We start from the raw sequence: 23555 nt of genomic DNA, 5'->3' as shown, positions 1-23555 counted from the left end.
TGATGAGCGAAGCCCGCAATCTGCGCAAAACAACTTATCGGCTGTACCCAACGCCGAAGCAGACAGTTGCGCTCGATGCCCTGCTGCGCTCACACCAACAGCTTTACAACGCAGCCTTGGAAGAGCGCATCAGCGCTTGGAGCAGGGCTGGTAAATCGATTTCTTATGCCGACCAGTGCAAGAGCCTGACCGTGCTGCGCCGTGACCTGCCCGAGTGGGCCGATGCTGCCAACTGCTCCAGCCAGCAGATGACGCTGCGCCGCCTGGACAAAGCCTTTGGTGCATTCTTTCGGCGCGTGAAGGCTGGTCAAACACCGGGCTTTCCGCGCTTCAAGTCGCTGGGGCGTTTTTCCGGCTTCAGCTTCAAGAGCCATGGCGACGGTTGGCGCTTCACACCCAAAGATGGCTGGAAACATGGCAGCTTGCGTCTGTCGGGCGTGGGTCAGATTCGTGCCCGTGGCCAGGCTCGGCAGGGCGGCGAGATTCGGGCGTCGGACATCCTGCACCGCGATGGTCGCTGGTATTTGTCGCTGACCGTGGCTGTGGCCAGCCCAGAACGCAGTCGGCAGGCCGATGGCGCCATGGCCTATGACTGGGGCGTGGAGCGCTTCCTGTCGGGCGTCTCGCACACCGGGGAGCTGGAGAACATCGACAACCCGCGCTGGTGGCAACAGGAAAAGGATCAAACCATCCGGTTGCAGCAAGCCGTCTCAAGCAAACCTAACCGCCGCTCCAACCGCAGAAAGAAGGCTGTGCGCCGTTTGGCTGCTGCCCGCGCCAAGGTGGCCCGCAAGCGGCTGGACTGGGCACACCAGCAAACTGCAGCGCTGGCAGGCAAATATGCCTTGGTGGCAACGGAAGAACTCACGCTCAAGAACATGACCCGCAGTGCCGCTGGCACTGTGGAGGAACCGGGCAAACAGGTAGCGCAAAAGGCGGGCCTGAACCGGGAAATTCTGGACACCGCCCCTGGGCTGTTCACTTCGCTATTTCGCTACAAAGTGTTGGAAACTGGTGGCGAATGGGTGGACGCTCCAACCCGCAAACTCAAGCCCAGCCAGCGCTGCCCCCGGTGCTGGCATGTGGCCAAAAAGCAGTTGTCGCAGCGAATGCACTGCTGCGAGCAATGTGGGCATGAGGAAAACAGGGATACGGCTTCAGCGCGTGTGGTGTTGCGCTGGGCCTTGGAATCAATATCCGGCCAGGAACTGGCCGAGACGGGGATTCACCCTCCCCGTGAAACTCCATCCTTTGCATCGCATAGGGTGGAGTAGTTCATTTCAGGCAACGTTGGTGTCTCAGCAGCCATCGCCCATCGGATCACGGCTTTGAGGGAATTCATCATGGCCTAGCCTGCAACTGCGCTCTCATCCGCTGCAAGGAGATGCCAGGCGTTGAGATGGAGAAGGCAGGTGCGCTGGGTGGGAAAAGGAGTTTTGCCCTCACTGCTCCCATGGCTTGTCCCCTCCCCTGCGCTTCAATGAGTTTCCCGAGCTCTCGCTCGTCGGTCTGACCCCATACAAAGCCCATACCCTCCCCGCGCTCCAATGCGTTCAGGATCATCTGCCGCCAGCTCTTCCACTGCTCTAAGAAGTCGCCATGCCAGTGAGCAGCCTCCACGCTGAGGTCATCAATGGCTTTGTCGATTGCCTCTGCAGCGCGTAGGGAGCACCGACATGCCCCTGAGGGGCTGTTGAACATGCTCATGACTGTCCATTGAAAACCATATGCCTCCTCAAGTGCTGGTTGCTGCGCCAACACCTCAGCGGCAGCGCCAGGAGGGCCACCAAGGCGCTCTTTTGCTGCACCCAATACCTTTACGGCCCGAGCAAGTTTTCTTCGCTCGTAGGGGGTCATTTGCTCCCTCAACGCTGCCAAGGCGCGGCGAATGCCGGTCTCCAGGCTTGCATGCACGGCCAAGGGGTCGATGAACGGTGTTGCGTTAGGGAATGCCTCTTTCACGCAGGAGATCACTTCCAGGTCGAAGCCAACACCAACCCGTTTAACACTATCGCTCTCCGACAGTGCTTTGAGCCTCCTGGTCAGATCCTTCTTGCCAGTGCTTTCAATCCAATCGGTCAAGATGCCGAGCGCGGGATTGAGTACAGCGTACCGCTCACCATGGAAGGCCTTGACCCTCACAATGGCCATGCACTGACCAGCTTTGAGTCTCACCTTCTGGTTGATCCCCCGCTGTTGGTCTGCAAAAGACTCTCTTACGGTCTTCTCATCTACGCGGATTTCCTTGGCAATTGAGAGGCTTTGTTGCACAAAGCCAGTCCGCTGAGCTGGTAACCTCGAGACATGAGTGAACCGAAGGGGTCCAAGGCCCGCTACAAGACCACCAACTGGGCAGAGTACAACGCCGCGCTCAAAGCCCGAGGGTCGCTGACAATCTGGCTGGACAAAGGCATGCAGTGGTACGCCCCATCCAGCGGCAAACGCGGGCGCCAGCACATCTTCTCCAACGCAGCCATCCAGTTCTGTCTGGGCATCAAGTGCCTGTTCGGTCTGGCCCTGCGTCAAAGCCTGGGCATGGTTGAAAGCCTGCTGCGTCTGGCAGGCCTGGACTGGCGGGTGCCCGACTACAGCACCGTGTGCCGACGCCAGAAGACTTTGCAGGTACAACTGCCCTACCGAGCCAGTACCACCGCACTGGAACTGCTGGTGGACAGCACCGGCATTCAGTTCCTTGGCGAAGGCGAATGCAAACGCAAGAAGCACGGGGCCGAGTACCGGCGCCAGTGGCGCAAGGTGCACCTGGGTGTTGATGCCCACACGTTGGAGATCCGGGCCATCGAGGTGACCGACAACAGCGTGGGCGATGCGCCCATGCTGCTCGAGTTGCTGGAGCAGATACCGCCCGATGAGCCGATTGCCAGCGTCAGTGGGGACGGTGCCTACGACACCAAGGCGTGCCATGCGGCGATTGCCCAGCGAAATGCGCAGGCGGTGATCCCCCCGCGCAAGAACGCCCAGACGTGGAAGGCGACCCTGGTGGGAGCGCATGCGCGCAACGAAGCGCTGCGAGCCTGTGACAGATTGGGGCGCAGCATCTGGAAAAAGTGGAGCGACTATCACCGCAGAAGTCTGGTGGAGACCAAGATGCACTGCTTCAAACGCCTGGGCCAACGGGTGATGGCGCGCACGTTTGAGCGGCAGGTGGTGGAGTTGCATGTGCGTGTGGCTCTGCTCAACCGTTTCACGCAACTCGGGCGCCCGAGCACGGTGCCCGTGGGTGCCATGGCATAGCTGCGTCTGGGGCTGGGGTAATCTCGTCTGCCTTCCGACTTGTGCAACAAAGCCCCCACTCATCTGTCCAGGCCCGAGCCATTTCCAGGGCACTTCTAAATTCGTGGTGTTCAAACATTTGTAGCTTGACTAATTGTCCATCTACACCGTATTTGGATTGGACACAGACTGTTATCGAATTACCAAAGATGCGATCTGAACGGGTCCCTATGTAGTTACGGGTAAATTCTTCCGGTACTTCTACGCGAAGTCCGAAATTGCTCACTTTAAAACCACGTTGATTTCTGTCGTAACCAAAGATTGTGCAAGCCTTATATTTTTGGTAATGCTGCTCTGCAGCGAGCACGTATCCCTGGCACTTTGCCTCATCTAAGGAACTAAAACAGATAGTTTTCGACATGCAAACAGTTTCGTGAAACCGATTGCACTTGTCATCTTTTGTAACGAGAAATTGCGAAAAGCAAGGAAAAGGCTTGTTTTTCAGATATCCATAGTCGCCCGAAGGAGTCACCTATGAAGGAAAAAATGGTCAACACACGCAATGGGATGTACGTGCAGGTTCTGCGCAACCTTATGTTCATCTCTGCTGCCGAAGCAGCGTCAATGTTTCCAAACATCAACGAGGAGATGTGGCGTGCGTTTGAAGCAGGCGAAATGGAGGTTCCAAAGCACTGTTTGGATCGGTTCAATGCACTCTTTCAATGGCGAAACCAACAGTTGGTAATGACACGCCAACTCCTTGCGAGCAATCCTGATGCTCAACTCCATGAGTTTTGGCATCCGACTATCCACGCCTGGATGGCCATTGACGAACGTGAGCCTGAGCACTTCCGCGTTGTTCAGTCGATCAATGCGACCTTGGCTACCGAGTTTCCAAAGCAATACTTCATCATCCCTTTCGACCTCACTTCCTTCACAAGTTGGGCCATGGGTCGTCAACCTACTGAGGAGCTTGTTGCGGAGTTCCTGGGCCATATCACTGAGCCGAAGACCACTTTGCACTGAGTTAAATCCCTACCCGCTGCCCCTAACTTGAGGGGTTTTTTGGCGATGTATTTGTCGTTCTGCAGTCGCCCTGTTGTGGGTCTTTTTCGTATGTTGCTGCATGGTCTTTTGCCTTGCCAAATTTGTGTGACTCCACAGTCGCCCTCTGGTATTCCGTCAGTATTCAATAATGAATTAGGCGCCCCCCAGTCGCCCTGCTGTATTCCTGCAGTTTTTAAGGGTCAAATTTCTACGAGCAAGTCGTGGCGCCATAAATCAGATGAAAGCCACCTTGTACATACAAGGCGAATTGATCGCTGGCGCTAAACCAGATCCAAAGCTTGAGCATGCAAGTCGAGCAGGTTGGGTTTCTCCAGAGGCATCTTGCATCCGGCCTTGTACATACAAGGCGACTTGCTGCCTCCTATCCAGCGAGTTAGTGATGAGCACTAAACCTTGTACATACAAGGCGACTTGCTTGGTTAGGCCCAGACTCGAGGCGTCTTGAACCCTGCCTTGTACATACAAGGCGAAATGCTGACTCCTGTACAGCGAGAGAGTGATGAGCACCAAACCTTGTGCGAAGCTTCTCAAATGTCGCCTTGTGCATACAAGTGGTCTTGGGCCAATACCACGCGCGTGTCTGCCTCGGGTTATTTCCTTTCTAACCGTACTTTGATCTTTTGATTTCTTCGACATACGGTTTTTCAACGGCTGCAACGCATGTATTATTTTAGATTGTTTACCTAAGATTTAGAAGGCGCAGGGCTGCGGCATGACTGTCGGCATATCTGTGAATAACCTCATTGTTGTGACTGGAGTATGCCGTTCTCAATGGCATCAAGAAACGAGCGGCTGAACGGGCTCACGCGTGTTATCCCGGCAGTTTCTTCGCGAATTACACCTTGCTCAACTCGGTAGAGCTTTCCAGTTTTTCTTGAGAAAAATGCCCTGCCTTCATAGATTTCAGCTTTTTCGTTGAGATAGGCCTTTTCTTTCTTTAATAACTCCACTTGATCAGATTCATCATTCTTTGCTGAAAAGTCACGACCGCTCTGGATGAGGGTTTTGAAGTATGCGTAGAGCTGGTTTCCCTGAAGCTTCAGCAGATACTTCTGCGTTGTTGCCGCGATATCAGTCAGCTGCTGAGATGCCTTTTTGGCTAGTTTCATAAGCCCAAGCACAGCAAAAGCTGACAGCCCTTGATCGACTAAAAACTTCAAGTCCGCAGGAATGAATACGGTACCAACTTTGGTGAAGACAGACTTCTTGACTGGCTGCTGATCTGCATGATTCGAGTCCTTGCGTTCTGGCTTCGCTCTGCCTGACATGCCGGACCAGGTGATCGGTTTGCCTTCCTTATCCACCAGGCCGAGTGCGAATAGAAGTGGCAATGTAGGTATTAGGGGCGATGATGAGCCACGCAAGCCAGCCCTGGCTTTTCGTTCACGGGCAATCAGTTCTCGTGCTTCGAGCCATTGGATGGCTCGATTGACTGAATCCAGAGATTTTCCTGCCTCGTTAGCAAGTGTCTGTCTTGACGCGTAAATCTCAGAAAAAGGACTTTTGAGATTTATTTTTTGAATTATCTTGATGACGATTTTTATGAAACCATCAGGTAGTTCACGAAAAGCCACCGAATATGGCAATTCAGCGCATGCGCGCAAAATTGGATAAGGGAAGTTTGAAGTCGAAAAATTTTGGACGAGCGAATCCATCGCGGTCTCCACAAAGACACGAAAAACTTGACGGTGGATTCCGAAAAAACTATTATTCAACTGTCTTAGCTGTTTGCTACCGATTGGCGTCGGTTTGTCGAATAGTTTTCCGGCATCTCACCATGGCGATGCGAAAGCTCCGGTAGTTGGCGCTACCGGGGCTTTTTTATTGACTTCTACGTCATTCGATACCTCCGAAAAAACCAGTCCCCAAATGAACTGAACCCCGCATTGCGGGGTTCAGTTCATTGTTTAGAGGGAAGGGCGTTAGACATAGCCCCCCTGGCGTCAGTTGATCTATCGGGCAACAGCTGCACTTCGAAAGCTGTGTCGGATTCAATAGAGACTGAAAAACATTTGGCGTGCGGCCTTCCACCGAGCAATCTTGAATCCCGCCTTGTACATACAAGGCGAAATGCTGACTCCTGTCCAGCGAGAGAGTGATGAGCGCCAAACCTTGTACGTACAAGGCGACTTGGTTGGCTAGGCCTAGACCCGAGGCGTCTGGAATCCCGCCTTGTACGTACAAGGCGACATTGTTGCCAGGATCCGAAGCGTTTTGAAGTACGCCTTGTATGTACAAGGCGGTAGATAGACCTTCAAATGGGAACGAACCATTCCCAATTCCGCCTTGAAACGGAATTGGGAATGACGGTTCAACCGCTGCAGACTTTCTGCGAGAAGTTTGAATAGCTGACTGTGAACACCCACGCTTGCGGCTAATGGCACGCGCGGGCTGCGAATTAGCTGCCATCACGAGGTTTGAGTACCAGCTGTATCTTGATTTTCATCAGATTCGCTTTCTTCGCAGAAACGGCTAAGAAGCTGATCCATGGCTTCATTGAAGGCTTCCTGCTTGCTTTTAGGTATGCGTGCGCGTATCTCTATATCACCGTCCATTCGTTGTTTGAAATTCGCTGATTTATAGCGTTTTTGAAACAAAAGAGAACTTTTTGTTGATCTCTTTGTAGTTTTGTTCAGAATCGAATCAATCCTCTCGCGCAGAGATGCGATGGACGCATCATCCTCTACAAAGGATTTGCAAATAGACAAAACTTGATCTGCTGGCTTATCCGCGCTAATAAGTCGCGCAAGTTGTGTGATTACGTTTACAGTTACCTTTTTGGGGTAATTCTTTGCGTAATACAAGATGTCAGGGTCTAGCTTCGAATAATTGATGTAGGGATAAAGAGAGTTAACAGGAACTCCAGTTTTATGTGAAATAGTCTCCCAGTCCCAACCTTCACCGCGCCATTTCATATAAAAACAGGCTTTGTCGTAGTCGGTATGTGGTTCGCGCTCTTCGTTCTGCGAATAACCAAACCATGCAATATCCTCTTCAGTAAATTCATCATGAATGATCGCTTTTACTTGAAGTCCGAGGATATCTCTCATTCGAATGGCTTGAACTCGTGTCCAGCCATCCCCAATAATGTACCTGCCAGGCTTGGCTGGATTGGGAATTACATGAACAGGGTCTCGCTGGCCATTCTTTTCGAGAGAGTTAGCTAGTGACTGTAAAGTGTTGTCGGAATATATTTCTCTTGGCGCAAATCTGTTCGCATCAATTGAGAGGGCGCTAATTAAAACGACCTGAGTAATGATATTTGCATCAGTCACAACTTGGCCAACTTCAGAATGCACTAAGCCATGCGAATCAACTCCTGAGGTCGAGTCAGAGTCTTCCAAAACCCCGTCGCTATTGCGATTCGCAAAACGACCACGAGACGGTGCATTGATTGCTGGGAGTAGTAATGGAGGTGGCACGAGCCTCTGTGGTTTGGCGCTTTTTGCCTGGCTTGTAACGCTCTCGCTAGGAATAGCTTGAATAGGTTTTTTTCTCATTACTTGGCCCTCTGCTCTTCCAAATTGATGAGTTTACGCAGAAGAAAATCAGTAAATTCTTTATATTCCTTGCTTGCGTTGCTTAATGGTTTTTGCAGGCTCAGTGGAATATAATGCTCTAATGATCTTGGGAAGTCTTCAGAAAGGCTTATGGCCAACGGCGCCATATTTGCGTGATATTGCTGAAGTGCCTGCTGCATTCTCTGAATACGTGAGAAAGACGATGCAAAATGGGTGGGCAAAATAGCCAGATCGGCTACGATTGCCTCGCCAGCAAAGTGACGTAGATCTTCGATTTCATTAATTAGGCGCGTGAGGCCCTTTACACCAAATGCATCTAATCTGACTGGCGCTACTACAATATCAGAGGCTGCAAGTGCAGCTGTACTTGTCATTGTCACGTTTGGCGGGCAGTCCATTACGATAATATCGTAATCAGTCACATTCAAATCGGGAACAAGACCTTTTGAGGAATCAGCAAACAGTCTCTTTAATACAAGTTCGCGTGATCCTTTTGATGAGGTAAGAGCAAATTCAATATCGCCAAGATTGGCATCAGCAGGAATCAGATGTGGCCCATTAACACCAAAAGGCATTTTGATTAGGCTGCCAAAGGATCCTTGAGGAGGTCTATTGACATATGCAGAAACAACATGGGCAAAGGTCTTGCCAACTACGGCTTCATCCGCTAGGCCGTAGCTTGTGTGCTCACCATAATTAATATCTGACTCATACCCAAAATACTGGGTTAGATTGGCCTGAGCATCCAGATCAATTGCAAGCACTCTGAGGCCTGCCAGTTGGAGATGCAAAGCAATTTCGCACGCAGTGGTGGTCTTGCCAGTACCACCTTTCACAATGTCCACAGCGATGAAATAAGGGCCGTTCGAAGGTGTCTTGATAAACCCTTTCTCGCGTCGATAGCGAGCCAGCTCGAACAGATTATCAGGACTGAAGATTCGTACTGCTAGTGCTTTCTTATCAAACTCATTGGCTCTGCGAACTTGTATGCCCGATGAGTCAATGTAGTTTTTTACCGTGTTCTCGGCAATTCCTAGCAGAGTTGCTGCTGCCTTGATGCGGTAGTTCAACCCAGATGTGTCGGAGTAGGTCGAGCGCAGAGTCATGTGTGAGCCTTCGAAGGGACAATTGTCTAAAATTATGTGCTTGCTCTCACCACATGTCAAACAATCTTCGTTTGGTGGGTTAAAAGGGTCTTTGCAGCCAAAAAGGCATCAACACATTTCGTGTGGTGGCGGCGTTCATCGAGACTTCATCTCTTGTTGGACGCGCCCGCACGGTGCGTGCGGGTGCCTCTAAAACTTCCAGATATCCTTGCTCAAAAGGCCGCACTCGAAGCTGAGGTCGAGAAGGTTCGGCTTGAAGAGCTTGAGCAGGTGGTAGCCGAACTTCGCCAGACTATTGAGACGTACAAGATTACGCCTGAGCAGTTGTTCCCGAACGTAGTTGTTGCCACAAGATACGCAGCGCGGCGTGGCATTCGTAGGCCCCCAAAATACCGCAACAGCGAGGGGCAGACATGGGGCGGGGCGGGGCCCAGGCCAAAGTGGCTCAGAGAGGCCGTGGCGCGCGGTGAGAGCATCGAGCAGTACGCCATAAAGTAAGAAAAAAGGGATCTTCGGGCAAGCCTCTCGCTTAACCTGTTGAAAAACAGAGCCTGATTCGGCATACTGCCCCGTAAGTTCAAGGACTTACGGGGCATTTTTCATTCTTTCTCCAATCACGCCAGCCAGTGACCCACCTTCGCTCACCCCTCCGAGGGTCCCGGCAGAGGTCGAGTTCGCCTTCCCTAGCGGGCAAGCACGCGTCCTGCAGGTCAACTTTTGCAAGAACCCACGATGCCCGAACTTCGGCGTACCAGCGAGCGGGACGAAATACTCTCGACGAGCAAAAGCAGGGGCCGCACCGGGTAAGGATTACCGGCTGGTTGCCAGCGGGGCGGGCCTGCCCGTCCTGAAGTGCTTGCTCTGCAGCGAGCATTTACCGCTCAAGAGCAACCAGGGGATTGTCGAAGAGCTGGCCCGACTGACCCAGCATTTTCAGCCCATTCAGCACTGCTGCCCCACCGAAGACTGCTCAAACTCAGCCGTTTCAGCCCCAAATTCGGACGCCTACTATCGATTTGGGAAAACAGATGGTGGGTCCAGCCGATATCAATGCAAGGCCTGCAAGAAGACATTTTCGGTGTCGAATCGGGCGACACTGCGGCAGCGAGAAGCCCGAAAGAATGTTCCGCTGCTCCAATCGCTGGTGAATAAGGCGCCTTTGGCTCGCGCCGCCGAGATTCACGGAATCAGTTTCCAGACCATCTACGACAAGCTGGATTTCTTCCATCGTCATGTCTTGCAATTTACCGCGAAGCAGGAAACTAAACTCCGAGAGCTGGTGAAGGGCACCAAGCGGTACATCTCGGTTGACCGACAGGATTACGCTGTTAACTGGACCCATCGCAAGGACAAGAGGAATATTGTCCTGCGAGCCATCGGCAGTGCCGACTTGGAGTCCGGGTTTGTATTCGGTATGCATCTAAACTTCGACGGAAGCTTAGATGCTGATTTAGTTGAGGCGGATGCTCTGGATATTCGAGATTTTGACCAAGCGCTGCCGCATCGGAAATATGCTCGGCTTTGGCTCAAAGAGGATTATGGGAAGGCAGTAGCGGCATCCGCTGCAAAAGCGGCAAAACGGAGTAAGCCCACGGGCGCTCTTGCCGATGACATTCAACAGCGCTACGACGAGGCCGTATTACGGGATGACGTTGAAAACCCAGAAAAGGTGAGTGGCGAGCAGCGATTTCCCGCCAACGGGATGCAGGTCCGAAGCGAGTACACCATGTACGCGCACTTCTTCTACCTGCACGACCTACTGGGTGAGGCCCAAAAGCTCAGGTTCTTCATGGACCAGGAGTCAGGCATCCGAGCTGCCTGCCTGGCGGCGTTTGAAGACGAGATTGCTGAGCGACGCGCGGATGCTTTCTTTGTTCGCCTAGGCAAAGAGCTCACCGTGGAGGAAAAGCGGAAAATCATCAAGGCCAGCCGGGAGGTATTCGCCGAAAAGCGGGCGGAGAACCCTGAGCTGATGGACTTTGAAGTTCAAGTCCTGATGATGAAGGAGCAACTGGCGATGGCTGCCGAGTTCGGAAAGTGGTCAGACCGATGGGCGCTTCATCCGTTTCCGAATCAGGCCGAGCCACAAAAAGCGGTCTGCTATTTGACCGATTTTGGTGATTATGACGAGGACCACAAGGCCCGGCTATTTCTCAAAGCGACCCTGCACCCTATCGACCGATTCTTTATGTCGATTCGTCGTCGGCTCAACATGCTTGAGCGGCCAATTGGCACCTCGAGTAAGGCTGGCCGAACTTGGTATGGATATAGCGCGTACCAGCCAGCGAATATTGAAAAGCTGCTGGTGGTCTTCAGGGCCTATTACAACTACTGCCTTCCTGGTGCGGATGGAAAGACTCCTGCAATGCGGCTAGGAGTTTTGGATAGGGCAGTTGACGCGGGAGAGCTACTGAATATGTAGCCCCGTGTTTCAAAAAAGGGCCCTCAGCGTCAAAAGACTCTGCTAAGGGGCTGCCAGGGCAGGGCTATCCGCCACCTGATATTTGATATGTCCTGACGTAATCGTCTGGTCGGTTCCAGGTGCAGCGGTTTTGGTTGACGTCGTCGAGCGTCGGGATTACGGTACGAGCAACCTCCTGTTTGGCTCTACGCGTGTCTATCCCTCGCGGCCAGAAAGCGAAGGCCGGGCGAGCCGCCCAGTTAACGTAACCGGCATGGATAAGGGGATGTATTTGAGCGGCGGGAACGAACTCGTCAGGCTTGAGTCGTTTCCACTTATTCTCAGAGCTCCGGAACGCGAAGACCGAATAGCAGTGCTCGCCCATTTTTTGCGCGTAGTAGCCGAGCCAAGGCTTTGTTATGAGGTAGGTTTCCTCTGCTTCGACCAGTGCGACGGGGGTGAGGCTTGTGTCCCTGGTCCACACAGGAAGCGACTTGCGCCCTCTGCCGCTAATACTGGGGTCGCCTCAGAAAACGGAAAATAAAGCACGCTAAGCCCTTACTTACCCAGATGTTTGACTTTTCGTGGCACTTTCACCATGGCAATTGCAATTGCCCAACCCTTGCAAAATGCCGCACGCCTCTACAGATCGAGAGCCAGAACACTTCTCGCGCAAATCAACCAAGTGCCGCTTTAACTGCAACAGCGCGGACACACGCATTTCCACCTGTTGAATATGGGCCTCCAGCAGCGTGTTGACCTCCCCACAGTCCTGCATCGGGTTGACCTTGCCCCTGTTTCGTGTAGCTCTTAACCCACGGTTCACGCGGCCTTTTTATGCTGTGCCTCGTACCAGCGCTGCTCGTACTGCATCGGGCTGAGCTAGCCCAGCGACGAATGCAGCCTGCGGTGATTGTAGAAGGCCATCCAGTCCATCACCGCCTGCCTGGCCTGCTCACGGGTAGCGAATTTGCACCCATGTACGCTAGCTGTTTTCAGCCGGCCCCAGAAGCTCTCGGTCGGTGCGTTGTCCCAGCAGTTACCCTTTCTGCTCATCGATGAACGCATGCCCCAGCCCTTCAAGGCATCTTGGAACTCATGGCTGCAATACTGGCTGCCCCGGTCGCTGTGGAATATAAGCCCAGGAGGTGGCTTAAGAACTCCAGTTTTCAGGGGCAACCTCAGATTGCACCCATCCCAGAACGACTGGCATCCCTGGGCGTGACATTGCAGGATGTAGTCACTGCGCTGGACCGCAATAACGGCAACGTGGGCGCGGGCTATATCGAAAGGCGTGGCGAGCAGTATCTGATTCGTGCACCTGGTCAAGTGAAGTCGCTGGAAGACATTGGAAACGTGATCCTCAGCAGTGCCAACGGTGTTCCTGTGCGCGTGCGCGACGTGGCAGAGGTGGGCATTGGCCGAGAGCTGCGCACCGGTGCCGCAACCGACAACGGGCGCGAAGTGGTCCTCGGCACGGTGTTCATGCTGATCGGTGAGAACAGCCGGACCGTCTCGCAGGCAGTGGACAAGAAGATGTTGGAAGTCAACAAGAGCCTCCCAGAGGGAGTGCACGCGGTGACGGTCTGCAGAAGAACGCCACACGCGCATTCACGGCCTTGGCGCTGGCCAACATTTTCCTTGCCCGAGGGCGACTGCAGGGACAGGTGCGCCCGTAAGGGTGGAAATCGGGCCTCAAGGCCCTGCGAACGGCCCAAATGGGCGGCGCAAGAGGCCACAAAATCCAAAAAATGGCGTCTTCCGCGTTCGCGCGGGAAATTTCGAGGGCTTGTTCAGCGTAGCCTTAAGCAACGGGATTAAGCCGCACGCGCCATGGCGTCGCACTCTTGGGCGCACTTGAGACAAGCCTGCGCACAGGCCTTGCAGTGGTCTGCCTCATGCCTGGCGCATTCATCGGCGCAGGCCTTGCAGATCTGAGCACACAGCGCGCAAATCGCAGCTGCATGCTCGCTATTGCGCGCCATGGCGTCGACCGCGAAGCTACAAGCTGCCGCGCAGTCAACGTCCAAGGCAATGCAGCGCGCCATCATCTTCACGTCGTCTTCTTTCAGACAAGCTGCGAAGCACTGATGACAAGCCGTCGCGCACGACTGGCAAGCCTCGATGCAAGACATGTATTGGTTCGGGGTGTGGTTCATCAAAATCTCCTGATAAGTAGCTCGAAAGATGAGCAGGAACCTGCGCAGTTGGCTGCGAGGAGCGTCCATCTTTTGCCGCGTGGGGTAATCGGCGCTGTAGGATGGCATCGCCAATTGACGCGGATTTCGAGCGATTTACCGTCGTTATGCGCCATAGATTACGAGGAGATTTCAGGGCTGTAATTTACGCATCACATTCGCGCGAGGGTCGCCGCAACGGCCAGTTGCTATTCATATCTGTATGCCGGTCGTTTGCTCGTACAGTTGAGTTGCTGAGGCAACGACCGCGCAGCGCACTACGTTCATCGATGAAGAGCGTGATCAATGCAACATAAGCGTACGGCAAAATCATCTTGATGAAGATGTAGGGACATCGACAATCGTGCCAACAGCCACCGATTGCAAGTACGCCCGATCAAGCGTTCCCTGGCAGTTGGTGTCTTTGCGTGCAAGTTCTTCAAGCGCACACAGCACGAGATCGGCTACAGCGAGTTCCCGCTGCCCGCGCGCTTGCTCAAAAACGCGCAAAAGTGCGTAGCTGAGCTGTCGACGGGTATCAGCAATCTTGTAGGTCATAGCATCACCTCCATGCGTCGCTTTTGCCTAAACTGGCAGCTTGGGCCTTGTCCCTGTGTGAATGTCAAGAAGAGTGCAGGCCCTTAGGAAATCGCCTTCGAGCGAAGGTCCATCCTTCGCTCATGCGCTCTTCAGAGCATGCCAGCAACCCCCATGCGGCCTGTGGCTTTCAAAATCGTAATCGGAAGGTCACCGCTTCGTAGGGGTGCGGGTTCTAGACTTCTCTCCGTGGCGCAGAAAAACGCCACCTGGATGGACCATATCGGGCATCCGGCGTCACAGGAGACCATCATGAAAGTTCGTACCGCTATCCTCGCCGCCAGCCTTGCTGCATCCGCTACAGCGTCCTTCGCCACTTCGGTCTACTGGGCTTCCGATTCGCGCCACGTATCCGAGACCTGGGCGACACCAAGCTATTCATCCCAAAGGGCGATGCCGCCTATGACGCGCTCAAGCCGGTGATTAGCAGCGACCGGCTGAACATCAAGCAGATACGCGCCCATTGGGATGAAATCTTGCGGTTCGCCACTTCGATCAAGCAGGGTACGGTGACGGCCTCGCTGATGTTGCGCAAGCTCGGCAGCTATCCGCGTCAGAACGGACTGGCCGTTGCACTGCGCGAGCTGGGGCGCATTGAGCGCACGCTGTTCATACTGGATTGGCTGCAAAGCGTGGAGCTGCGCCGCCGCGTGCAGGCCGGACTCAACAAAGGCGAGGCGCGCAACGCGCTGGCCAGGGCGGTGTTCTTCAACCGACTGGGCGAAATCCGCGACCGCAGTTTTGAGCAACAACGCTACCGGGCCAGCGGCCTCAATCTGGTAACGGCGGCCATCGTGCTTTGGAACACGGCCTATCTGGAACGGGCAACCAATGCTTTGAACGGGCACGGCAAACCGGTAGACGAGACGCTGTTTCAATACCTGTCACCGCTGGGGTGGGAACACATCAATCTGACCGGCGATTACCTCTGGCGCAGCAGCACCAAGGTCGGCGCAGGCAAGTTCAGACCGTTGCGACCACTGCCACCGGCTTAACGTGCTTTATTTTCCGTTTTCTGAGACGATCCCATACTGAGGGATTCTTCAAAGGGTCCCCACAGCCAGACCATCGTGCGGTGCACCAAGAGTCGGGAGTCGCCTACCCCCATACTCTCGTCCCAAAAATACTTGCGTTCCAGGGGCGGGGCGTAAAGTAGATAGACCAGCCCTAAGCCCGCGAGCACTGCAAACAACGTGCGCCAGCGCACTCTCGGTTGGGAAGACGTTTTTGTCATCCCGCGTATAGCGAGAACGACTCTGCTGATAGTGAAAAGAAGAAGCCCCTCGCTTGTAGTGCAAGCGAGGGGCTCAAATCAACCCTACCGGGCGGTCAGTATCTCTTTGCCATAACAGCTAGCCAAAGGTTGACGGGACATAGCGCCCCGCCGGAACGTTCTAGCTTCAACAGGTTAAGCGAGAGGCTTGGCCCATGGGCTCCCTTTTTTATTGCTTGATTCGGAATTGTTCGCGGTCTTCGTTGCGAATCCATACCGGGGGTTTGCCTCGGCCAGTCCAGGTTTCTCCTGTGGCTGGATTCCGGTACTTTGGCTCAACCTTTGAGCCTTTGGAGAGGCTGCGGCGATCACTTGGTCGAAACACATCGCTGACGGTTAGACCAAATTCATCAACCGTTTTGCGAACCAAAGCGATTGCATCCGACAACTCTCGGGCGCGGGCTTCCTTGATTTGAATCTCAAGCGCTTCGCGCTGTTGCAATAGTTCTTTGTATGCGCTCATTGATTGTGCTCCTAACTTAATTTTTATATTTTAGGACGATCAATGCCGTTGCAAGCAAAGTTTGCAAAATTTCTCTTACGACTTGTAATCTCTCTAGTATCACTTCACCAGTTTGGTGCGGGCAGGGCTGGTGTTGAATGTCCTCTAGTGGCTAAGACTTGGGATGCTCGTAATTTTTCGTAAAACGATTGATTTTCTCAATACAAAACCGCTGTTGATGTTGCATTTGGCTAAAATTTACACACTGATGGTGTGATATGGCAACTCAATTCGACAACTACTTTTTCAATGGCGGGCTTGAGGCTGATGCCTCAAAGGCTGTGGCTGCAGCCGTGGCCCAGGCCAAGGCTGCCGGGTTGCCACTGGATGCAGCTATGAATCCCGACAAATCTCCCTCCGATAAGGCCACCAAAGGGGCAGACGAAGCCGCTGGCAAGGTGTCGGATGAAGGCTGATGATCGCGGCACAACGCCGCCGATGATGGTTGTTTTTGCTGGCCCCAATGGCTCTGGAAAATCAACCATCAACCGTGAATTTCTGAGTAATCCCAATACTGGATTCAAGGGTGAATACATCAATGCTGATGATATTGCCAAGACCCTTGAAAAAGAAATTCCAGACTACCAGGCGCGAAACATAAAGGCCGCCCAAATCGCAGAAGAACGGCGCATTGATGCATTGCACAATGGCCGTTCATTTGCATTTGAAACAGTCATGAGTACGCCCGAGAAGGTGGCGCTTTTGACCCAGGCAAAAGAGCGCGGCTACAGCGTTTCGCTGGTGTTTGTGACGCTTGATAGTGCTGAAAAGAATGTGGCTCGGGTGGCGAATCGCGTTGAGCTGGGCGGGCATGCAGTCGAGCCTGGTGCGATTCGTCAGCGCTATGAACGCGCCATGGATCTACTACCCTCTGCGGTAGAGCATGCTGACAAGGCCATTGTTTTTGACAATAGCGGCGCCAGCCCTGTGCGTGTAGTTGCGAAGGTCGGTGAGCGCCTGCAGGTGGCTCCCAACGCCCCAGAATGGGCCAAGGGTAGCTTTCTGAGCGCCATTGAGCAGCGCATGGCTTCGCGTGAGCAGTTGCAAGGCGCGGCCCGTGCGGCAGGCGCTGACCGCTTCACGGATGCAGTTGCGGAAACTGGCCGGACTTATTCAGGTGGGGTGGTCAATGTGACCAAACACCATGTGCTGCAGCAAACAGACGAGAAGTCGTTTGTTGCGCATGACAGGGCATTGAGCGCGGCTCAGGATTTCCAGCGCGGATCGTATGCGACGGTGGCCTATGCTTACGACAAGGGAAAGATTGTTTCGCTTGATGCGCTGCGTGCCCAGGAGCAGCAGGCCAAGGCGGAGGCATTCCGTACTGCCGACCGACAAGAGGTGTTGAAGCGTTTTCCGACCCTTGCCAATGACTATGCGAGGTTGGATACCTTGAGCAAAGCAGTGCAATCTAATCTCTTGAGCAAAGAGCAGCAGCAGGTGGTTTTGTCCCGCGTGCGTGAAAACATCGCCGCCAGTATTGAGCGCGGTGAGTCAGGCCGTCAAACGTTCCATGAGCAACGGCAAAACCCGGGCGCTGCGATCCGTAAGAGTGACCGGGATTTGGAGCGATAGCCTGCTTGGGGCTATTTTCGCGGACGCGAAATTGACCCGCAGGACAGATTCAAGCCTTGACGCCCTGCATGTTCAATTGGGATTGATGTTCACCCGGACGCGGATGGTGTCGCCCTGCGGCGGGCGTGAGGTGTTTTCTGTGAATGTGCGCCCCGCGTATTCATACGTCACGGTGTAGCCGATGGGGCGACGGCCCCCGCCATCGTAGCCGTTGCTGTAGCCATCATTCGTTTGATAGCAGCGCTGTTGGGGCTGGCTGGGCTGGTTGTACTGCCCTTCCATGTAGTGCCCCGCCATGGCCCCTGTGGCGGCTCCTACGGCGGCACCAGCGATACGGCCATTCCCCTTGCCTACCTGGCTACCAATGAGGCCGCCAGCGACCGCGCCAATCGCTGTCCCAGCACCGTAACCCCCTGATTGTGCTTGCTGCTGCACTGGCTCACACACAGTGCGTGTGGACGAAACGGGAGCATTGTTGCTGTAGCGCTCTTGGACGTTCACAACTCGGGCGTAGTCGTCGAAATTCGCGGCGAGAGCGCTTGCTGTGGCTGTGATCGCAAGAAATCCAATGATTGGCAGTTTCATAGTTGCAGAAACCAGATGCACTTGACCACTGAGCCCACGGCAAGGTGACCACGCGTTCCACCTCTACCTGACCGACCAGACCAGCGCACGATACCAGTCGTGGTTGCCAAAGCGTCGCAATGACACCTGCACTCCGCCAAACTTCAGGTCCACTGCGAGGCCACTTTGCATAGACGAAGTGCGCTACGCCTCGAAACTGAGTTCGAGGCAGGCGCATGCTTCTCTCCGGTTTTACCCGAGTCGATTTAAAGTCTTAATCAGGCTGAAAGCCGCCATCCACGTTCCATCGTCGTTTCGGCGTCAGAGTAAAAAACCTGTCCTTCGTCGCATGCCAGCGTGTAAGTCAGTTGAGCGTCCGGCAGGTGTCCTTTGCGCGCACGACACTTTGTTGTTCACCTTGTGCAGGCTGCGGTACATCAATCTGCATCCCGGTTTCTTCAACGCAGCGGCGAGGTGTGCTCGCCGTATGTCTTGAGAGAATTACACACTCCGCTTTTTTGCCTTAACAGGCTGCTGCATGACGAGTGCCCGTAGGTCCAGTGCAATCAGGCATGGATCATGACTCCATGCAAAGAGGGCGGTCACGCCACAAGCGATCTATCGGTGAGTTGATCAACCTTGTCAGCGCTGCACGTTAGACGTGATCCGTCTGGTGGCTCGCACTATCACCAGGATGACAGGCCGATAAGGTCTAGTTGATCTGTCGGGGTGGGGTAAATACCAATAAAAAGTCTTTGCCTTTGAACAAACTTTGAAGCGCTTCATATTAGACTTGCACGGAGAGATGCGTTTTGACGCGCATTTATATGCTTCAAATATGAAGCGCTTCATTTTTTGAAACAACCAAGGAGACCGCTGGTGATCAAGAGTCTGAAAAACTGCGTTCAAGCGTTGGCTTGCGTGTGTGTCATCGCCGCTGCGCCCGCGTATGCGCAAGATATAAAGCTTGGTGCTTTGTACCCATTTAGTGGTGGCCTAGCCCTACTGGGTGATGAGAGCTATCGCGGAACCCAGATGGCGGTTGACGAACGTAACGCAGCTGGAGGTATCAACGGCAAGAAGATTGTTCTCGTCAAGGCAGACGCAGTCGATGCGAACCAGGCCGTCGGTGAGGCGCGCCGGTTGACCTCGGTTGAGGGCGTCTCTGCAATCTTCGGCAGTTACGCCTCAGGCATTTCTGCCGCTGCGACGCAGGTCACCGAACTGGCCGGCGTGCCCTACTTCGAACTGGGGGCCGTAGCCGATACGATCACCACGCGCGGCTTCAAATACGTTTTCCGCAGCAACGCTACTGCCAAGAGCTTTGCGGAACGCAGTGTTGAGTCTGTAGTCAAGGTGATCGCACCCATGCTGAAGGTGGATCCGGCGTCCTTGAAGATCGCGATCATCCACGAAGATGGTTCGTACGGCACCCTGGTGGGCAACTTCCAAAAGGAAGAAGCCAAACGGCTGGGACTGAACGTGGTGGAAAGCCAGCCTTACTCGGCGAAGAGTGTTGATCTGTCATCTCTGGTGTTACGTCTCAAGGGGGCCAACGCAGACGTGGTACTCCAGACCTCGTACCAGAACGACACACTGCTTTTCTTCCGCCAGTCCGCCAGCGCCGGCTACAAGCCGAAGGCCGTGATCGGCGCGGGCGGTGGCTATTCCCTTCAGGAAACAGCGCAGGCATTGGGCTCTGCGGTTGAGGGTGTGTTTAACGTCGATTTCCCTCAAATTACCATGAAGGACTCCGGGGCCCCAGGTCTCAAAGAGTTCGTGACTGCGTACGAAAAGCGCTATGGCATACAGCCACGCTCTGGCCACAGCCTGGTGAACTACGTGGGTGCGAAAGGTTTCCTGGATGCGCTTGCCCAAGCGAAGTCCACTGACAAGGACAAGATTCGTGAAGCTGTTTTAGCCTATCGCAAACCGGTGGGCGGCAACGCTGCGGGCTGGGGCTTCCAGTTTGCGGACAACGGACAAAACCAGTTGGCATCGACCAATCTGATGCAGTGGCAAGGCGGCAAGCTTGTCACCGTGTATCCAGACGCCGTCGCGATTGCCAAGCCGATCGCTGCCAAATAAACGGTCAGGCGACTTTCCCTTTATCCATTAGCGCCATGCAAGGCTATGCCTTGCATGGTGTGAGGGGCTGCTGTGTCCATTCTCATACAACTTCTGGTCAATGGCCTGCTGCTGGGTGGTGCTTACGCCATCATCAGTATCGGCCTGACACTTATTTTCGGCGTCGTTCGCGTGGTTAACTTCGCACACGGCGAGTTTCTGATGGTGGGCATGTATGCCGTGTGGTTACTGGCTCAGTACCTCGGTCTGCATCCGTACGCTTCGGCCGGGTTGGTGGCTGTGCTGCTCTTTGGCATCGGTGCACTTATGCAGCGGACTGTTATTCAGCCGCTTCTGTCGGCAGATGCCCATATCCAGATTTTTGCCACGGTGGGTGTTTCGACGGTCCTCCTGAACCTGGCACTGATGGTGTTTGGGGCAGACATCCGCAAAGCGGAAGTCTCGTATGGCACCGAGCCGATGTCGCTGGGAAGTTTCACGTTCGTCAGCGGTCAGATCATCACATTCGTGCTTGCGGTGATCGTCGCAGGGGGTATGCACCTGTTCCTGAAGCACACCTACACGGGGCGCGCCTTTCGCGCTCTCGCTCAAAACCGAATGTCCGCGGCGCTCATGGGGGTGGACGTAAACAAAGCCTACGTGCTCGCATTTGGCATCGGGGCTGGCCTCGTTGGCTTGGCGGCCGGTTTGCTGGCCGTGCAGTATCCGGCCTTCCCAACTGTGGGGCAGTACTTCGTGCTGACGGCGTTTGTGATCGTCGTCCTGGGTGGTATGGGGAGTTTGCCTGGAGCCGTTATCGGATCGCTGCTCATCGGCCTGATCGACAGTCTGGCGGGCTATTACGTAGGCCCCGCGCTGAAGGAGGTCGTGTACTTCCTGCTGTTCCTGGCCATCCTTATTGTTCGACCAACCGGCCTGTTTGGTCTGGGTCGTGGATCTGAGTAAAGGACATCACCATGATGCCCCCCATCTTGCACCCCAGGGTTTACGTTGGCCTGCTGGCCTTGTTGTCCATACTTCTGGTGCCTCTCGCAGTCAAGTCGCCATTTGTATATCACCTGGCTATTCAGGTGTGTGTCTTCGCCGGGCTGGCAACTGCCTGGAACATAGTCGGCGGCTTTGCTGGGCAACTGTCTCTCGGCCACGCCGTCTTCTACGGCATCGGTAGCTACTCGGCAGGCCTGCTTGTCGCTATGTTCGGGATATCTCCCTGGATTGGTATGTTTGCCGGTGCTGCGATTTCCTCGGTCGTTGCGCTGATGATCGCGTACCCAACGCTGCGTCTTCGTGGCCCTTTCTTTTCACTGGCTACGATCGCTTTTCTCGAAGTCGTCCGTCTGCTGGCGGTACACCAGGAGGGGTGGACCGGCGGTTCTGCCGGGCTAAACGTGCCGTTGCAGGTTGGGCTGCCCTGGATGATCTTTCGGGAAAAGTGGGCGTACCTTCTGGTGGCGTTTGGATTCTTCCTGCTCGCACTCTTGGTGAGCTGGCTGATCCGCCGATCGCGATTCGGCTTCTATCTGATTGCTGTGCGCGAACGCGAAGACGCAGCCAGGGCCGTTGGCGTGAACGCTGTACGGGCCAAGATTGCAGCGGCGGTGATCTCTGCAGTGCTCACTAGCCTGATCGGCAGCTTTCATGGCATGTACCTGACATTCCTGGAACCGTCGTCAGCCTTCTCGTTGGAGATGTCAATCCAGATCGCAATGTTCGCCTTGATCGGCGGCTTGGGTACCGTGGCGGGCCCGGTGATCGGTACCGTGTTGGTCTTGCCAGTGGCAGAGTTGGCCCGTGGATGGTTGAGCGCCTTCGGGAACGGAACGCATGGGTTCGTGTACGGCCTGCTGTTGATTTTTGTCGTGTTGTTCTTCCCGCGCGGTCTGGTGGGGCACCTTAGCGAACGTGTACTGCGCCTGATCGACCGCCTGCCCAACGGTGCCAAGGCCGGGAGTGTCGTGTTACCTACCGCTGCCATCAAGCCGCCGATAGCCACCAAAGGTCAACCCATCTTGCGTGCAGAGGGACTGCATAAGCGCTTCGGCGGTCTCAAGGCCACTGATAACGTCTCGCTGACATTGCACCAAGGTGAAATTCTGGGTGTGATTGGTCCCAACGGTGCGGGCAAGACCACTGTGTTCAACCAGCTCTCGGGTTTCATCAGGCCCGACCAAGGCACTGTGAGTGTGCTTACAGACAACGGCTGGGTCTCACCACGTTCACCCGAGACGTTTGCTCATGCAGGTGTTGGTCGCACGTTCCAGATCGTTCAGCCGTTTGCCGGTTTGTCGGTTATGGAAAACATCATGCTGGGTGCATTCATGCACACCCGCAACCGTGCCGCTGCCGAAGCCATTGCACGGGAAGTGGCCGAGTTGACCGACCTGACTCCACTGCTGGACACCGAAGCCCGCAGCCTCACCGTGGGAGGCATGAAACGCCTTGAAGTAGCGCGGGCCCTAGCCACCCGGCCACGCATTCTGCTGCTTGACGAGGTGCTGGCTGGTTTGAATCCGTCCGATGTGGCGCGGGCCATCACCATGATCCGGCGCATACGGGATGCAGGTGTATCGGTGCTGATGATCGAGCACTTGATGCAAGCCACCATGGCGTTGTCCGACCGAATAGTGGTCATCAACGTGGGGCAAGTCCTGCGTGAGGGTAAACCGGCCGATGTGGTCAACGACCCGGCTGTCATCGAAGCCTATCTGGGAAAGGGATACACCCATGCTCAAACTGCGTGATGTGAAGGCCGGCTACGGCAAAAGTGAGGTGCTGCAAGGTGTGTCGCTGGATGTGCAGGTTGGGGAGGTGGTCACACTTGTCGGGGCAAACGGCGCCGGTAAGACGACCACGCTCAAGACGCTCTGTGGCATCGTAAAGGCACGCAGTGGCAGCATCGAGTTCGACGGCATTGAGCTGACCTCTCATGCGCCTCATGAGATCGTTGAGCTAGGGGTCACGATGATTCCCGAGGGGCGGCAGCTATTTCCGTTCCTGACCGTGGAAGACAACCTGCTGATGGGGGCCTACAAGCCTTCGGCCCGCAAGTTCCACCAAGAGCGCATGGAGCGTGTGCTGGCCATCTTTCCCCGCGTCAAGGAGCGTCTGGCGCAATTGGCCGGCTCGTTGTCGGGAGGCGAGCAGCAGATGGTGGCCATTGCGCGCGGAATGATGGCCGACCCGCGGCTACTGATCTTTGATGAGCCGTCACTCGGACTTTCTCCTCTGCTGGTAGACCAGATGTTCAACGTGATTCGAACCGTTGCAGAGCAGGGCACTACCGTCTTGCTCGTGGAGCAGAACGTATTTCATACGCTGCAGATCGCGGATCGGGGATACGTGCTTGAAAACGGGGCTATCACTCTGACAGGCACCGGGAAAGAGCTTCTGGAAAACCCGCACGTACGCCGCGCGTACCTGGGTCATTGAAGTCCACCACTTCAAACGGAATA

The 23555-nt window shown here is 54.7% G+C and carries 19 protein-coding genes and 4 pseudogenes; 13 read left to right on the top strand and 10 right to left on the bottom strand.

Going from position 1 to position 23555, the window contains the following annotated elements:
• Nucleotides 1-2 precede the first annotated feature (2 nt).
• Nucleotides 3-1274: an RNA-guided endonuclease InsQ/TnpB family protein gene (locus PQV96_RS21560; RefSeq protein WP_273625395.1), complete on the top strand. Its 1272-nt coding sequence runs from the start codon at nt 3-5 to the stop codon at nt 1272-1274.
• A gap of 67 nt (nt 1275-1341) precedes the next feature.
• Here PQV96_RS21560 and PQV96_RS21555 read toward each other — a convergent pair whose 3' ends face one another.
• Nucleotides 1342-2271 carry a transposase gene (locus PQV96_RS21555; protein ID WP_273625394.1) on the bottom strand — a complete coding sequence of 310 codons (930 nt, stop codon included), beginning with the start codon at nt 2269-2271 and terminating at the stop codon, nt 1342-1344.
• Nucleotides 2272-2304: 33 nt separating this feature from the next.
• On the opposite strand from PQV96_RS21555, the gene PQV96_RS21550 reads away from it, so the two are divergent.
• Nucleotides 2305-3252 carry an IS5 family transposase gene (locus PQV96_RS21550; protein ID WP_066691877.1) on the top strand — a complete coding sequence of 316 codons (948 nt, stop codon included), beginning with the start codon at nt 2305-2307 and terminating at the stop codon, nt 3250-3252.
• A gap of 513 nt (nt 3253-3765) precedes the next feature.
• Nucleotides 3766-4257: an Aca2/YdiL-like domain-containing protein gene (locus tag PQV96_RS21545; protein ID WP_273625391.1), complete on the top strand. Its 492-nt coding sequence runs from the start codon at nt 3766-3768 to the stop codon at nt 4255-4257.
• A 782-nt stretch (nt 4258-5039) separates the two neighbouring features.
• Here PQV96_RS21545 and PQV96_RS21540 read toward each other — a convergent pair.
• From PQV96_RS21540 to PQV96_RS21530, 3 genes are all read right to left on the bottom strand, one after another.
• On the bottom strand, nt 5040-5954 hold the full coding sequence (locus tag PQV96_RS21540) for a hypothetical protein (protein ID WP_273625390.1): 915 nt from the start codon (nt 5952-5954) through the stop codon (nt 5040-5042).
• Nucleotides 5955-6707: 753 nt separating this feature from the next.
• Nucleotides 6708-7799: a ParB/RepB/Spo0J family partition protein gene (locus PQV96_RS21535; protein ID WP_273625388.1), complete on the bottom strand. Its 1092-nt coding sequence runs from the start codon at nt 7797-7799 to the stop codon at nt 6708-6710.
• Nucleotides 7799-8890 (bottom strand): ParA family protein, encoded by a 1092-nt coding sequence (locus PQV96_RS21530; RefSeq protein ID WP_273625386.1) that lies wholly within the window; start codon nt 8888-8890, stop codon nt 7799-7801. The genes PQV96_RS21535 and PQV96_RS21530 overlap by 1 nt, the downstream gene beginning before the upstream one ends.
• Before the next feature lie 72 nt (nt 8891-8962).
• Between PQV96_RS21530 and PQV96_RS22375 the strand changes: the two genes are divergently transcribed.
• Nucleotides 8963-9424, top strand: coding sequence for an H-NS histone family protein (locus PQV96_RS22375; RefSeq protein ID WP_420482215.1), 462 nt, complete (start codon nt 8963-8965; stop codon nt 9422-9424).
• Between the two features lie 358 nt (nt 9425-9782).
• Entirely contained in the window at nt 9783-11348 is a 1566-nt protein-coding gene (locus PQV96_RS21525) for a hypothetical protein (protein WP_273625384.1), read from the top strand.
• Nucleotides 11349-11889: 541 nt separating this feature from the next.
• Here the strand turns inward: PQV96_RS21525 and PQV96_RS21520 are convergent.
• Together PQV96_RS21520 and PQV96_RS21515 are read right to left on the bottom strand one after the other, a co-directional pair.
• Nucleotides 11890-12111: pseudogene (locus PQV96_RS21520) on the bottom strand (MerR family transcriptional regulator); the annotation flags it as partial.
• 98 nt (nt 12112-12209) lie between these two features.
• Nucleotides 12210-12482 (bottom strand): annotated as a pseudogene (locus PQV96_RS21515) (integrase core domain-containing protein); the annotation flags it as partial.
• 27 nt (nt 12483-12509) lie between these two features.
• Between PQV96_RS21515 and PQV96_RS21510 the strand changes: the two are divergent.
• Nucleotides 12510-12926: pseudogene (locus tag PQV96_RS21510) on the top strand (efflux RND transporter permease subunit); the annotation flags it as partial.
• 218 nt (nt 12927-13144) lie between these two features.
• Here the strand turns inward: PQV96_RS21510 and PQV96_RS21505 are convergent.
• Nucleotides 13145-13486 carry a four-helix bundle copper-binding protein gene (locus PQV96_RS21505; protein WP_066692721.1) on the bottom strand — a complete coding sequence of 114 codons (342 nt, stop codon included), beginning with the start codon at nt 13484-13486 and terminating at the stop codon, nt 13145-13147.
• 348 nt (nt 13487-13834) lie between these two features.
• Nucleotides 13835-14062 (bottom strand): hypothetical protein, encoded by a 228-nt coding sequence (locus tag PQV96_RS21500; RefSeq protein WP_148279921.1) that lies wholly within the window; start codon nt 14060-14062, stop codon nt 13835-13837.
• Between the two features lie 359 nt (nt 14063-14421).
• Here PQV96_RS21500 and PQV96_RS21495 point away from each other — a divergent pair.
• Nucleotides 14422-15096, top strand: a pseudogene (locus PQV96_RS21495) (Tn3 family transposase); the annotation flags it as partial.
• A gap of 447 nt (nt 15097-15543) precedes the next feature.
• Here PQV96_RS21495 and PQV96_RS21490 read toward each other — a convergent pair.
• Nucleotides 15544-15837 (bottom strand): H-NS histone family protein, encoded by a 294-nt coding sequence (locus PQV96_RS21490; protein ID WP_273625382.1) that lies wholly within the window; start codon nt 15835-15837, stop codon nt 15544-15546.
• Between the two features lie 257 nt (nt 15838-16094).
• Here PQV96_RS21490 and PQV96_RS21485 point away from each other — a divergent pair, with 257 nt between their 5' ends.
• Both PQV96_RS21485 and PQV96_RS21480 read left to right on the top strand, forming a co-directional pair.
• Nucleotides 16095-16292 (top strand): hypothetical protein, encoded by a 198-nt coding sequence (locus PQV96_RS21485; RefSeq protein WP_066695278.1) that lies wholly within the window; start codon nt 16095-16097, stop codon nt 16290-16292.
• Nucleotides 16282-17451, top strand: coding sequence for an ATPase (locus tag PQV96_RS21480; protein WP_066695280.1), 1170 nt, complete (start codon nt 16282-16284; stop codon nt 17449-17451). Before PQV96_RS21485 ends, PQV96_RS21480 begins: the two co-directional genes overlap by 11 nt.
• Nucleotides 17452-17523: 72 nt before the next feature.
• Here the strand turns inward: PQV96_RS21480 and PQV96_RS21475 are convergent, their stop codons facing one another.
• Nucleotides 17524-18036: a glycine zipper 2TM domain-containing protein gene (locus PQV96_RS21475; RefSeq protein WP_082758754.1), complete on the bottom strand. Its 513-nt coding sequence runs from the start codon at nt 18034-18036 to the stop codon at nt 17524-17526.
• Nucleotides 18037-18897: 861 nt separating this feature from the next.
• Between PQV96_RS21475 and PQV96_RS21470 the strand changes: the two genes are divergently transcribed.
• From PQV96_RS21470 to PQV96_RS21455, 4 genes are all read left to right on the top strand, one after another.
• Complete coding sequence (locus tag PQV96_RS21470) at nt 18898-20103, top strand: ABC transporter substrate-binding protein (RefSeq protein ID WP_273625404.1); 1206 nt, start codon at nt 18898-18900, stop codon at nt 20101-20103.
• 72 nt (nt 20104-20175) lie between these two features.
• The gene (locus PQV96_RS21465; protein ID WP_196995841.1) at nt 20176-21048 is read left to right on the top strand and encodes a branched-chain amino acid ABC transporter permease; all 873 of its coding nucleotides are present in this window, start codon (nt 20176-20178) and stop codon (nt 21046-21048) included.
• Nucleotides 21049-21059: 11 nt separating this feature from the next.
• Nucleotides 21060-22844, top strand: a complete 1785-nt coding sequence (locus PQV96_RS21460; RefSeq protein WP_273625381.1) for a branched-chain amino acid ABC transporter ATP-binding protein/permease — start codon at nt 21060-21062, stop codon at nt 22842-22844.
• Nucleotides 22828-23532 carry an ABC transporter ATP-binding protein gene (locus PQV96_RS21455; protein WP_196995839.1) on the top strand — a complete coding sequence of 235 codons (705 nt, stop codon included), beginning with the start codon at nt 22828-22830 and terminating at the stop codon, nt 23530-23532. Before PQV96_RS21460 ends, PQV96_RS21455 begins: the two co-directional genes overlap by 17 nt.
• The last annotated feature ends 23 nt before the right edge of the window (nt 23533-23555 follow it).

Origin of the sequence: Acidovorax temperans (assembly GCF_028596105.1) — a bacterium.
Lineage (GTDB): Bacteria > Pseudomonadota > Gammaproteobacteria > Burkholderiales > Burkholderiaceae_C > Acidovorax > Acidovorax temperans.
The sequence above is the reverse complement of the archived record's forward strand: the minus strand, read 5'-3'. Positions and strand labels throughout refer to the sequence as shown.

Excerpts from the sequence above, each read along its gene's own strand:
- PQV96_RS21560 (WP_273625395.1), top strand. The coding sequence starts at position 3 with ATGAGCGAAGCCCGCAATCTGCGCAAAACAACTTATCGGCTGTACCCA.
- PQV96_RS21550 (WP_066691877.1), top strand. The coding sequence starts at position 2,305 with ATGAGTGAACCGAAGGGGTCCAAGGCCCGCTACAAGACCACCAACTGG.
- PQV96_RS21545 (WP_273625391.1), top strand. The coding sequence starts at position 3,766 with ATGAAGGAAAAAATGGTCAACACACGCAATGGGATGTACGTGCAGGTT.
- PQV96_RS21540 (WP_273625390.1), bottom strand. The coding sequence starts at position 5,954 with ATGGATTCGCTCGTCCAAAATTTTTCGACTTCAAACTTCCCTTATCCA.
- PQV96_RS21535 (WP_273625388.1), bottom strand. The coding sequence starts at position 7,799 with ATGAGAAAAAAACCTATTCAAGCTATTCCTAGCGAGAGCGTTACAAGC.
- PQV96_RS21505 (WP_066692721.1), bottom strand. The coding sequence starts at position 13,486 with ATGAACCACACCCCGAACCAATACATGTCTTGCATCGAGGCTTGCCAG.
- PQV96_RS21500 (WP_148279921.1), bottom strand. The coding sequence starts at position 14,062 with ATGACCTACAAGATTGCTGATACCCGTCGACAGCTCAGCTACGCACTT.
- PQV96_RS21490 (WP_273625382.1), bottom strand. The coding sequence starts at position 15,837 with ATGAGCGCATACAAAGAACTATTGCAACAGCGCGAAGCGCTTGAGATT.
- PQV96_RS21485 (WP_066695278.1), top strand. The coding sequence starts at position 16,095 with ATGGCAACTCAATTCGACAACTACTTTTTCAATGGCGGGCTTGAGGCT.
- PQV96_RS21480 (WP_066695280.1), top strand. The coding sequence starts at position 16,282 with ATGAAGGCTGATGATCGCGGCACAACGCCGCCGATGATGGTTGTTTTT.
- PQV96_RS21475 (WP_082758754.1), bottom strand. The coding sequence starts at position 18,036 with ATGAAACTGCCAATCATTGGATTTCTTGCGATCACAGCCACAGCAAGC.
- PQV96_RS21460 (WP_273625381.1), top strand. The coding sequence starts at position 21,060 with ATGATGCCCCCCATCTTGCACCCCAGGGTTTACGTTGGCCTGCTGGCC.
- PQV96_RS21455 (WP_196995839.1), top strand. The coding sequence starts at position 22,828 with ATGCTCAAACTGCGTGATGTGAAGGCCGGCTACGGCAAAAGTGAGGTG.